Origin of the sequence: Streptomyces sp. NPDC001668 (genome assembly GCF_042893155.1) — a bacterium.
Lineage (GTDB): Bacteria > Actinomycetota > Actinomycetes > Streptomycetales > Streptomycetaceae > Streptomyces.
Genome location: NZ_JBIAUQ010000023.1, coordinates 134,436 through 145,693, shown reverse-complemented (window position 1 = coordinate 145,693; position 11,258 = coordinate 134,436). Strand labels below are relative to the sequence as shown.

The 11,258-nt window shown below is 70.9% G+C and carries 9 protein-coding genes; 4 read left to right on the top strand and 5 right to left on the bottom strand.

Going from position 1 to position 11,258, the window contains the following annotated elements; genetic code table 11:
- Positions 1-317 precede the first annotated feature (317 nt).
- Positions 318-1,607, bottom strand: a complete 1,290-nt coding sequence (locus ACFYZ8_RS42820; protein ID WP_388541966.1) for a hypothetical protein — start codon at positions 1,605-1,607, stop codon at positions 318-320.
- A gap of 327 nt (positions 1,608-1,934) precedes the next feature.
- On the opposite strand from ACFYZ8_RS42820, the gene ACFYZ8_RS42815 reads away from it, so the two are divergent.
- Positions 1,935-2,834: a DUF4429 domain-containing protein gene (locus ACFYZ8_RS42815; RefSeq protein WP_359031293.1), complete on the top strand. Its 900-nt coding sequence runs from the start codon at positions 1,935-1,937 to the stop codon at positions 2,832-2,834.
- Here ACFYZ8_RS42815 and ACFYZ8_RS42810 read toward each other — a convergent pair.
- Complete coding sequence (locus ACFYZ8_RS42810) at positions 2,831-3,637, bottom strand: class II aldolase/adducin family protein (protein WP_359031294.1); 807 nt, start codon at positions 3,635-3,637, stop codon at positions 2,831-2,833. The two genes, ACFYZ8_RS42815 and ACFYZ8_RS42810, sit on opposite strands and share 4 nt — an antisense overlap.
- Positions 3,638-3,801: 164 nt before the next feature.
- Between ACFYZ8_RS42810 and ACFYZ8_RS42805 the strand changes: the two genes are divergently transcribed.
- On the top strand, positions 3,802-4,269 hold the full coding sequence (locus ACFYZ8_RS42805; RefSeq protein WP_388541963.1) for a pyridoxamine 5'-phosphate oxidase family protein: 468 nt from the start codon (positions 3,802-3,804) through the stop codon (positions 4,267-4,269).
- Positions 4,270-4,283: 14 nt separating this feature from the next.
- Here the strand turns inward: ACFYZ8_RS42805 and guaA are convergent, their stop codons facing one another.
- Positions 4,284-5,861: a glutamine-hydrolyzing GMP synthase gene (guaA, locus tag ACFYZ8_RS42800; RefSeq protein WP_359031296.1), complete on the bottom strand. Its 1,578-nt coding sequence runs from the start codon at positions 5,859-5,861 to the stop codon at positions 4,284-4,286.
- Between the two features lie 316 nt (positions 5,862-6,177).
- On the opposite strand from guaA, the gene ACFYZ8_RS42795 reads away from it, so the two are divergent.
- Positions 6,178-6,450 (top strand): chorismate mutase, encoded by a 273-nt coding sequence (locus ACFYZ8_RS42795; RefSeq protein ID WP_359031297.1) that lies wholly within the window; start codon positions 6,178-6,180, stop codon positions 6,448-6,450.
- 527 nt (positions 6,451-6,977) lie between these two features.
- Here the strand turns inward: ACFYZ8_RS42795 and ACFYZ8_RS42790 are convergent.
- On the bottom strand, positions 6,978-8,120 hold the full coding sequence (locus tag ACFYZ8_RS42790) for a hypothetical protein (protein ID WP_359031298.1): 1,143 nt from the start codon (positions 8,118-8,120) through the stop codon (positions 6,978-6,980).
- 177 nt (positions 8,121-8,297) lie between these two features.
- On the opposite strand from ACFYZ8_RS42790, the gene ACFYZ8_RS42785 reads away from it, so the two are divergent.
- Positions 8,298-9,326 (top strand): LPXTG cell wall anchor domain-containing protein, encoded by a 1,029-nt coding sequence (locus ACFYZ8_RS42785; protein ID WP_388541960.1) that lies wholly within the window; start codon positions 8,298-8,300, stop codon positions 9,324-9,326.
- Positions 9,327-9,447: 121 nt separating this feature from the next.
- On the opposite strand, the gene ACFYZ8_RS42780 is transcribed toward ACFYZ8_RS42785, so the two are convergent.
- On the bottom strand, positions 9,448-11,226 hold the full coding sequence (locus tag ACFYZ8_RS42780) for a GMC family oxidoreductase N-terminal domain-containing protein (protein WP_388541958.1): 1,779 nt from the start codon (positions 11,224-11,226) through the stop codon (positions 9,448-9,450).
- Between the last annotated feature and the right edge of the window lie 32 nt (positions 11,227-11,258).

Here is an 11,258-nt window from a genome sequence, read left to right as displayed (position 1 = left end):
GTGCGGGTGCGTTGTGGCTGGTCGCGCAGTTCCCCGCGCCCCTGGGGTGGGACGGTGGACGCTCCTCAAGCCGCCGACGGCGGGAAGGGGACGGGGTGGGGGGTGTCCGCCCGCAGCGGCCGGCGTCCGTTATCCAGGACATCTCAAGTGACCGAGCCGCCGGACCGAGGACGGATACCCCCCACCCCGGCACCGACCCACAACCCCACCGCACGCGCTACACAAGCCCCCACCGAACCGAAACAGGCCGCCGCAGGCATCAGGGGCGCGGGGAACTGCGCACAACGCCCGCCCCCACCGAACCCGCACCCGCCCCCTCAGTCCGTCACATCAATCGCATACCGCCCCGTCTCCACCCCCGCCGCCGTAACCACCTGCACCTCCACCCGCCCCGGCTCCACATCCGCCGGTACCGGCACGGTCAGCACCTCGTCCGTGGGGTTGCTGAAACCCCCGGCCACCGGCACCAGCGGCACATGCACGTTCACCGGCCCGATCCGCACCACCATCCGGGCCAGCCGATCCGCCCGCTGCGCCCCCGGCGGCACGAACCCGGCGCCGCGGATCTCGATGTCGTCGCCGGTGCGGATGGGCCCGTCCAGGTCACCCGCCTCACGCGACCGCACCACGGAGAGGATCACCGGCCGCCCGCCCTCGGCGTACTTCCCCGCCACGTACGTGGCCGCGGACACCAGCACCACCACCGCCAGCCCCCACGGCAGATCCGGCAACTGGTCCGGCCGCCGGGCCAGCCGTACACACGCGAACAGCAGAGCGACCGCGCCGATCACGACGTACTGGATGTCGGCGAAGGCCCCGCGCCCGGAGTCGTCGGTCAGCAGGTCGGCGGCGCGCGGCCGGTCCGCGCGGACCTTCTGCAGCCGTTGCCCGAGCACCCGCAGCCCGACCACCCTCCGCACCAGCACGGCGATCCCGCACACCACGGCCAGCACGGTCACGATGCCCGCGCCCCGCGCGAGTTCGAGCCCGGCGATCAGCGTGTCCCGCTCACGGCCGTCGGAGGCCGCGGCGAGCCGCCCCACCAGGACCAGCATCGCGTAGGCGACGAACAGCACCCACGCCACCGCGACGGCCCGCGAGGTGGACAGCCGGTTGTCCTCACCGATGACCGGCGCGAGCACCCCGCCCCGGGCCCGGTGGAACCAGGACGCCGCGGTCAGGGCACCCGCGACCACGAGCGCCGCGACCAGCCCGGCCGTACGCGCCGCGGTCCACCCCGCCCCGATGGCCGTCAGCGCCTGGACGAGGAGCAGCACCACGACAGCCGCCCACACCGCGTACGCGGTACGGCGCCACAGCCGGGCGAGCCAGGCGGCTCCCTCGGCCCGCCCCCGTTCGGCCACGGCCTCCGCGGACTGGGTGAGTTCCTCCGACACCCACTGCCGGGAGGCCGACGCGGAGTGCGCCACGGCCGCGGGCAGCCCCTGCCCGGCGGCGAACTCGTCCCGTTTCAGAAGGAATTCGGCCACCGCTCGCCGGTGCCCGGCCCGCGCCCCGTGCGGACAGTCGCCGCAGGTGCAGCCGCCCTCGTGCGCACCGCCGGGCAGGCCCCCGGCCGCGCCCTGTCTCGCTTCCTGCACCGCCACGCCCGACGCCCGCCTTCCCACGATCCTCGTGCCTCTTCAGACCCACGAATTCCGACCCACGAATCCCGACCCACGAATCCCGACCCGCGAAATCCGACCCGCGAATTCAGACCCACGAACCCGCACGGCCGACCGACCGCACAGCCCACAAACCCTCACGCCCGAGGCCAAGACCACGCCCACACCCACGGCCCACCGAAGACCTCGGACAACTCCCCCGCGACGACAGCGAATTGTGCCCTACCGCACACCGCCCCCGTCCGCCAGGTCTGGTCAGGGCGGGTGAAGCGGGGCCCGCCGTGTTGACCCGGCTGCGAGAATTTCCCTATGGCCGAGATCATCCAGCGTGACGGGACCTGGGCCTTCGACGGCACAACGGTCAGAATCACGCCGGGACTCCACCGCTCCGTGCCGCTGTTCCGGCAGACGTACGGCGAGGTCGCCGTGCCCCTGGAGGCCATTTCGGGCGTGGCGTTCGAACCGGAACGCAAGCGCGGCCGGCTGCGGATGCGGCTGCGCGAGGGCGCGGACCCACTGCTGCACGCGACCGGCGGGCGCCTGCCGGACCCGGCGGACCCGTACCGGCTGATCGTGGACGTCGACCGCGCCGGGGTCGCCGAGTACGTGGCCGAGGAGATCCGCCGCGCCCTGCTCCTCGACCAGATCCCGAAGGAGCCGACGAAGACGTATCTGCTGCCCGGTCCACCGGTCCCGGTGTCGGTGCGCTCCTCCGACGGCACGGTCTCCTTCGACGGCACCCAGGTCCGCATCGACTGGGCCGACACCTCCGACCGCGTCAAGCGTGCGACCGGCCCGCGAATCATCGACGTCGGTGACCTCGTCCAGGTGGAGTGGCTGCCCAACTCCGGTTACGAGGACGGTTTCATGCGGTTCGTGACCCGTGAGACGTCGTTCTCGAAGCTGCCGCCGGAGAAGGACCCGTACGCTCTGGACCTGTGGGGCAGCACCCGCCGCGACCTGCTCACGGCCCTCGTCGCGACGGCGGTCACGGCCCGGCTGCCGCACCCGTCGACCCGCAACAGCCTCGAGTACGACGACGAGCGCACCCTGCGGCCCCGGCCGGCGGCGTCCGCCGTACCGCCCGCAGCCGACCACCATGACGTACTCCTGCGCAGGCTGCGGGAGCTGGGGGAGCTGCACCGCGACGGGGTGCTCACGGACGAGGAGTTCGCGGCGACGAAGGCCGCCGTGCTCCGGGGCTTCTAGCTCAGCAGATCCGGTTCGCTGCGGCTGATGTCCTGCCACGTCGGCTGGTAGTTGATCCACGCCACCAGGTCCCCGCCCAGCTGTTCCCGCGTGGCCACCGCCGCCCGGTGGTCGATGAGCACGGGACGTCCCGCCGCCCGGGCCAGGAGCTGCACCTGGCTGGAGCGTTCCATCGACAGGAACCACCAGGCCGCCGCGTCCACCGAGTCCCCGACGGTCAGCAGCCCGTGGTTGCGCAGCACCAGCGCCTTGCGGGAGCCGAGCGCGGCGGCGATCCGGCGGCCCTCCTCGGCGTCGACGGCGACTCCGGTGTAGGCCTCGTACAGCGCGTGGTCCTCGTAGAAGGCGCAGCTCTCCTGGCTGATCGGGTCGAGCAGCTCGCCGAGCGCGGACAGGGCGCGTCCGTGCACGGAGTGGCAGTGGGCGACGGCGACGACGTCGGGGCGGGCGGCGTGCACCTGGGAGTGCACGGTGAAGGCCGCCTGGTTGACGTGGTAGCGGCCCTCGAGGACCTGCCCGTCGGAGTTGGCGAGCACGAGGTCACTCACGGTGACGTGCTTGAACGGCATGCCGAACGGGTTGACCCAGAAGCAGTCGGTGAATTCCGGGTCCCGTGCGGTGATGTGCCCGGAGACCCCGTCCTCGAAGCCGAGCCGGCCGAAGACGCGCAGTGCGCCGGCGAGCCGCTCCTTGCGGTGCCGGCGCTCCTCCTGGAGGGAGTCGTGCATCGGCGGCATCGCGAACTGCAGCTTCTCGGTGGGCAGCGGCGTCGGCGGAGTGGGCCCGAGGGGCGTCTCGTGCATGTGCTCCTCCAGCACTGGGTTGCTTTACGGGGCGGAAGTTACCGTCGGTCAGCGCGGGTGAACAGGGGTGGTTTGTAAAGATGGCGCACACAGGAGACAGCACCCAGCGGATACCCCCGGATACCCGACAGGAGATGTCGGGTATCGGCGGAAGACTGACCAGCATGAACTGGGCAGCTTTCACCTCCGCGGATCCCGACCTGGCCAAGACCGTCGAAGAGCGCTTCGGCGCCTTCCCCCACCACGTCCTCGCCACGCTCCGCAAGGACGGTTCCCCCCGCACCACCGGCCTGGAGGTCCGCTTCCTGCACGGCGAGCTGTGGCTCGGCATGATGCCCGGCTCACTCAAGGCCCTCGACCTGCGGCGGGATCCGCGGTTCGCGCTCCAGGCGAACCCCGGGGAGGGGCAGTCCATGGGCGGCGGCGACGTACGGATCGCCGGGCGGGCTTTCGAGGTCGAGGACGCGGAGACGAAGGCCCGATACGCCGAAGAGGTGGAACCGCCGGAGCCGTTCCACCTCTTCCGCACCGAGCTGACGGAGGTCGTGCGGACCTACGTCGAGGACGAGAAGTACCTGGTCCTCCAGATCTGGAAGCCCGGCCGGCCCTTGCGCACGGTCAGGCGCGCCTGAGCCTCACAGCGGGCTCACTCCCACTCGATCGTCCCCGGCGGCTTGGACGTCACGTCGAGGACCACACGGTTGACGTCGGCCACCTCGTTGGTGATCCGCGTCGAGATCTTCGCGAGGACGTCGTACGGCAGCCGCGACCAGTCGGCGGTCATGGCGTCCTCGGAGGAGACCGGACGCAGCACGATCGGGTGGCCGTAGGTGCGGCCGTCGCCCTGGACGCCGACGGAGCGGACGTCCGCGAGCAGGACGACCGGGCACTGCCAGATGTCCCGGTCGAGGCCGGCCGCCGTCAGCTCCTCGCGGGCGATGGCGTCGGCGTCGCGCAGCAGGTCCAGGCGCTCCTTGGTGACCTCGCCGACGATGCGGATGCCGAGGCCGGGACCGGGGAAGGGCTGGCGCTGGACGATCTCGTCCGGGAGCCCGAGCTCCTGGCCGACCATCCGCACCTCGTCCTTGAACAGCTTGCGCAGCGGCTCGATCAGCTGGAACTCGAGGTCCTCGGGGAGGCCGCCCACGTTGTGGTGGGACTTGATGTTGGCGGTGCCGGTGCCGCCGCCGGACTCGACGACGTCCGGGTAGAGCGTGCCCTGGACGAGGAACTCCACCGCCGGGCCCTCGTCCGCGATGATCTCCGCCTGGGCCTGCTCGAAGACCCGGATGAACTCGCGGCCGATGATCTTCCGCTTCTCCTCGGGGTCGGAGACACCCTTGAGCGCGGTCAGGAAGCGCTCCTCCGCGTCGACGACGACCAGCTTGACGCCGGTCGCGGCCACGAAGTCCTTCTCGACCTGCTCGGTCTCGCCCTTGCGCATCAGACCGTGGTCGACGTACACGCAGGTCAGCTGGTCGCCGATGGCGCGCGCGACCAGGGCCGCGGCCACCGCGGAGTCCACACCGCCGGAGAGACCGCAGATCGCGCGCTTGCCGCCGACGCGCGAGCGGATCTCGGCGACCTGCTCCTCGATCACGTTGCCGGTGGTCCAGTCCGGCTTGAGGCCCGCGCCCCGGTACAGGAAGTGCTCCAGGACCTGCTGGCCGTGCGTGGAGTGCATGACCTCGGGGTGGTACTGGACGCCGTAGAGCTTCTTCTCGTCGTTCTCGAAGGCGGCGACCGGGACGACGTCCGTGGAGGCCGTGACGGTGAAGCCCTCGGGGGCGGCGGAGCAGGCGTCGCCGTGGGACATCCACACCGACTGCTCGTCCGGGGTGCCCTCGAAGAGGGTGGAACCCGACTTCGAGACGTGGAGCGGCGTGCGGCCGTACTCGCGGGCGCCGGTGTTGTCGACGGTGCCGCCGAGGGTGGTGGCCATCAGCTGGAAGCCGTAGCACATGCCGAAGACGGGGACGCCGGACTCGAACAGCTCGCGGTCCAGGCGCGGGGCGCCCTCCGCGTACACCGACGAGGGGCCGCCGGAGAGGATGATCGCCGCCGGGTTCTTGGCGAGCATCTCCGCGACCGGCATGGTGCTCGGCACGATCTCGCTGTAGACCCGGGCCTCGCGGACACGACGGGCGATGAGCTGGGCGTACTGCGCACCGAAGTCGACGACCAGGACGGTGTCGGGGGCGGCGGCGGGGTTCGCTGATGACACGGGTTGCCTTCCGGCGGTGAGCGAGGTGTGTGTGGGGCCGAGTCTACCGGGAGCCGCGGGGCCGGGCCGGGGCCGAGTTCCGTCTCAGGATGCGAACCGGGTTGGACGCCCCCGCGGGGCCCGGCATACTGCTGCCATGCTCCCGCAGACGACCTTCCTGTTTACCTATGGCACCCGGCCCGCCGGCTGCCATGGTCGTGCTGCTTGAGCAACTGACAAGCGACTTCCCAGGCGCCCCGGGCCGACAAGGTCCGGGGCGCCTGTGGTTTTCCGGATCCTGTCGCTCCGGGGCATCCACCCCACCCAGGAGCCCCACGTGACCACCACACCGGAAACGACCACCCCACCGGAAGCCACCATCGCGGACGCCCGCGAGCGCATCGACGCGCTCGACGACCGGATCATCGGCCTGATCCAGGAACGGATGGCCGTCTCCTCCGTCGTCCAGCAGACCCGTATCGCCTCCGGCGGCCGGCGGGTCCACCTCTCCCGTGAGATGGAGATCCTCGACCGCTACCGGCAGGCGCTCGGCAGGCCCGGCACCTCCCTCGCCATGACACTGCTCGAACTGTGCAGGGGTCGCATCTGAGTTCGGGCCCCGCCTCACCCGTACGGCGCGTGACCGCAGCGCGCACCGCCTCGTTGGTTGTGGTGTCCGTGCCAGCCAGGGGCGGGCCCGACAGAACCACGCGTGGCTCGCTGGAGCGATGAGGCGCACGGATCGTGCCGTGCGCCGTGGGACCTCGCTCCAGGAAGTGACCGGACGGCAGGGGACAGCAGCCCGGTCACCCAAGAGAAACGGCCGGCTCCGGGGACGCCCGGGGCCGGCCGGCGGGACAAGTAACGGCACAAGGCTGGGTCAAACGGTTGCGGAGGCCGCGTCCATCCAGCACGATGCCTAGAAAGCCCCCAAGTCCCTCCGCAGACAACCGCATTCGTAGTGCGTCACCGTACTGCCAGAGGTCCAGACCATTGCGGGCGCATACAAAGACACAGAGAGCAAGCGGCGCAACCCCCCGGCGCCGCTCCCAGGCACCGGCGCTGCCCTGACGTCGGTGCTGACGAAAGAAGGGCCCCGCGGCTCCGTCCCGCGGGGCCCTTCGCCTGCCCGCCTTCTCAGACCCGGGATACCGTTCCGCAGCCTTCCGCGCGGCCCGCGTCGAGGGGCTTGCTGCGGTCGTACGGGTCCGTGGTCGGTCCCGTGGGGTCAGGGCCCGTGGACTCGGCCGAGCTGAACGACGGGTGCAGATAGCCGTCGTACACGTCGCAGGCCGAGTTGTTGATGTCCTGGTCCCACTTCACGACGGAGAGCTTGCCCGGGGTGACCTGGTACTTGGCCGGGTCGGAGAGCTCGACGTCGAGGACGCGGCGGATGATGGTGCGGGTGACCTCGGTGGAGCCGTTGGTCTGCACGACCGGGTAGACGAAGGTGTAGTCGGCGTGCACGGCGACCGAGGCGTGGTCGCCGGCCTTGAAGGTCATCCGGCCCCGGGTCTTCACGACATCGCCGACCGGCCGGACCTGCTCGGGGTCGAAGCGGCTGAACATCCACAACGGGTCGTGTTTCCTGTCCGGCTTGCCCAGGGCGGTCTCCAGGACTCCGTGGACGTTCTTCTGCAGCGGGTCCAGCACGTCCAGGGCCGCCGCGGGCCGCTCGCCGCGGAGCGTCGCCGGGTTCAGGTTCGACTCCACCAGGAGCTTTCTGGTCAGCTCCAGCGCCTGTTGGACCTTCGTCTCGGACCGGCCGCCCACGGCCTTCGCCTTCGGTACGGCGATCCCGGCGGCGCCGTCGGCCCAGCGCTTGGCGGGCGAGCCGGCGAACGGGTCGTCCAGGGTCGGGATCTCGGAGGCCTCGGCGGAGGGCGCGGCGGTCGGCGCCGCCGTCTCCTGCGGCAGCGGCGAGGGCGCGGCCTCGGAGGAGGTCCCTGAGCCGAAGGGGTCGCCCGGCACCAGCGAGGGCTTCACCGCGACGACGGCCACCACGACCGCGACGGCGACGCCGAGGACGCCCCACAGGCCACGCCTGCTCTTCTTCTGCTGCCAGGCGGGCCCGGTACGCCAGCCCTCCGGCAGTTCACCGCGGGCTTCCTGTCGCCGCAGCCGCTCCGTCACCTCACGGGCCCGCGCGGAGGGCTCCTTGGGAGCGGAGTCCCGGATGTCCCGTTCGGAGTCACGGGCGAACTGTTCCCAGACGTCATCCGGGATCTTGGGATCTTCTGACACGTGGGTCAGTTCTAGGGCCTTGGAAAGCGTGTTCACAAGGAGAACCTGTATGTGACTCAGCCCACATAAGTTTTCTGTGAACGTTCGCACAACCATTCACAGGTGTCGTGGATCAAACCTCATGAACCACGGGCCCCACCCGCGCCCCACACGCGGAGGCCTCTCCCTGACGCGTGTCGCGGACGTGCGGCACACCTGACTTCCGAGGTCTTCATGAAGCTTCGTCGTGCACTGGCCGCCGCCGCCGCGACCGCCGCGATAGCGCCGCTGGCCCTGTTCGCCGCGCCGAGCGCGTTCGCGGACGAGACCCCCACGCCGACCGCGGCCGAGAGCACACCCGCCGGCGAGACCACCCCGGCGGCTCCCGAGAGCACCCCGGCCGACCCGGCCACGCCCCCGGAGACCCCGGCGACCACGCCGGCGAGCAGCAGCCCGTCCACGAGCGCGTCCAGCTCGGCCTCCACCAGCGGCAGCCCGTCGGCCGGCGCGTCCGGCTCGGCCTCGGCCAGCAGCAGCCCGTCGGCCAGTGAGAGCGGCGAGCCCGTCGACCAGTGCGAGGTCGACGACGAGGACGCCCCGGTCCCCGGCGACAGCGACGTGCTGCACAGCTCGCTGACCGGTCTGCCCGACAGCATCGTGGCGGGCAGCGGCTGGACGAACTTCAAGTTCAACGTCAGCAACTCCGGCGACGAGACGATCAAGGGCATCCAGCCCATCGTCGGTGTCGGCGCGGTCGACTGGGACTTCGAGAAGGACTACAGCGACCTGGTCACCGTGCAGGTGAAGCAGGGCGGCTCCTGGGTCGACGTGGCCACGCAGTTCGGCGAGGGCGGCTCGTTCAACGCCTTCGACCTCGACGGCGGCGACTCCCTCAGCTACCAGCTGCGGGTGAAGGTCGACCGCGAGGTCCCGAGCGCGATCGGCATCGCCATCGGTCTCGCCGAGTACTCGGACGACCAGGGCTGCTGGATCTCCGACGACGAGAACATGGGCATCTACTACTTCGAGGTCCTGCCGGCCGGCTCCGACGCCGGCAAGCCGAACGACGCCAAGCCGCAGACCGGCGGCAAGAGCCCCATCTCCGACGTCAACGGCGTCGACGTGGACGGCCAGCTCGCCGAGACCGGTTCGAGCTCGGCCCTGCCGGTCATCGGCCTGGTCGGCGGCTTCGCCGTCGTCGCCGGTACCGGTGTGGTCTTCGCCGTCAAGCGCCGCAAGGGTGCGGCCGGCGCCCACGCCTGAGTCGTAGGGCCCTGAAGGCCGTACAGACAGCTTGACGCAAGAAAAAGAGAAGGACCTGTGCTCGGAGGGGGGCGCAGGTCCTTCTCTTTGGCGTTTCCGGACTCCAAGGGCGCTGCGGGTCCTACGACTTCTTCGGCACCGCGGGCATCCCCAGGAACGGCAGCTTCAGCGCGCCGAAGGCCTCCGCCGGGACCGCCGGCGACTTGGGCTCGACGGCGGCGAGACGGACGTACGCCTCGCCCTGCGCCGGGCGCGGATCCTGCTCGCCCTTGTTGGGCCAGTACGACATCGCCCGCTCGGCCTGTGCGGTGATCGTCAGCGAGGGGTTCACGCCGAGGTTGGCGGAGACCGCTGCGCCGTCCACGACCGAGATCCCGGGGTGGCCGTAGAGCCGGTGGTACGGGTCGATGACGCCGGTCTCGCGGGAGGAGCCGATGGGGCAGCCGCCGAGGAAGTGCGCGGTGAGCGGGGCGCCCATCAGCTCGCCGACGTTGGATCCGGCGAAGCCGTTGATGTCGGCGGCGATCGCGGACGCGGCCTCCGAAGCGGTCTGGATCTGCTTGGGGTTGGGGGCGCCGTGGCCCTGGCGGGCGGTGAGCAGTCCCTTGCCGACGCCGTCCGGTTTCAGGTACGTCGTCAGGGAGTTGTCCAGCGACTGCATGACCAGGCCGATGATGGTCTTCTCCGACCAGCGCCGGTTGGAGAGGGAGCGCAGGACGAGGAGCGGGTGCTTCGCGGCGTTCGCCAGCCAGGCCATGGCCCTCGACGACCCCTCGGCGTACGGCACTTGGAGGATCGACAGGCCGCCCATCGAGTTGGAGCCCTTGCCGTAGCGGACCGGCTCGATGTGGGTGTTCTCGTCCGGGTGGATGGACGAGGTGATGGCGACGCCCTGGGTGAAGTCGACCTTCGGCGCTCCGGTCGCCTTGCGGTAGCGGCGGTTGTCGGTCTGGGCACCGACCAGGGCCTCGGAGTTGGTGCGGGTGAGCTCGCCCAACCGGTCCGAGATGTACGGCAGTTGGCCGCCCGCCTTCATGCGGTGCAGCAGGGTCTGGGTGCCGTAGGTGCCGGCGGCGATGACGACCCGGCGGGCCTTGAAGGTGCGGCCCTTCGCCTTGCGGCGGTCGTCGGTGGGGAGGGTCGCGACGGCGTAGCCGCCCTGGGAGTCGTCGGTGACCGACACGACGGTGGTCAGGGGGTGGACGACAGCGCCCGCCTTCTCGGCGAGGTAGAGGTAGTTCTCGTTGAGGGTGTTCTTGGCGCCGTGCCGGCAGCCGGTCATGCACTCGCCGCACTCGATGCAGGCCTTGCGGGCGGGGCCCGCGCCACCGAAGTAGGGGTCCTCGACCTGCTCACCGGGGCGGGCCTTGGTCCTGCCCTCCGCGTCCTCGCCGTCGCCGAAGAAGACGCCGACCGGGGCCATGTGGAAGGTGTCGCCGACGCCCATCCGCTCGGCGGCCGCCTTCAGGTGGACGTCGGAGGGGGTCATCGTCGGGTTGAGCCGGACCCCGAGCATGCGCCGGGCCTGGTCGTAGTACGGCGTCAGCTCCTCCTGCCAGTCCGTGATGTCACGCCACTGGGGGTCCTCGAAGAAGGGCTTCGGGGGGACGTAGAGGGTGTTGGCGTAGTTGAGGGAGCCGCCGCCGACGCCCGCCCCGGCGAGCACCATGACGTTGCCGAGGAGGTGGATGCGCTGGATGCCGAACATGCCGAGCTTCGGCGCCCAGAGGTAGTTCCTCAGGTCCCAGGAGTTCTTCGGGAGGGTCTCGCGGGTGAAGCGGCGGCCGGCTTCCAGGACACCTACGCGGTAGCCCTTCTCGGTGAGGCGAAGGGCGGTGACGCTGCCGCCGAAGCCGGAGCCGACGACGATGACGTCGTAGTCGTAGGTGTCCTGTGGCACGTGCTCTCCTCGTTGAGAACGTCGTTCGGAAC

Excerpts from the sequence above, each read along its gene's own strand:
- ACFYZ8_RS42815 (WP_359031293.1), top strand. The coding sequence starts at position 1,935 with ATGGCCGAGATCATCCAGCGTGACGGGACCTGGGCCTTCGACGGCACA.
- ACFYZ8_RS42810 (WP_359031294.1), bottom strand. The coding sequence starts at position 3,637 with ATGCACGAGACGCCCCTCGGGCCCACTCCGCCGACGCCGCTGCCCACC.
- ACFYZ8_RS42805 (WP_388541963.1), top strand. The coding sequence starts at position 3,802 with ATGAACTGGGCAGCTTTCACCTCCGCGGATCCCGACCTGGCCAAGACC.
- ACFYZ8_RS42785 (WP_388541960.1), top strand. The coding sequence starts at position 8,298 with ATGAAGCTTCGTCGTGCACTGGCCGCCGCCGCCGCGACCGCCGCGATA.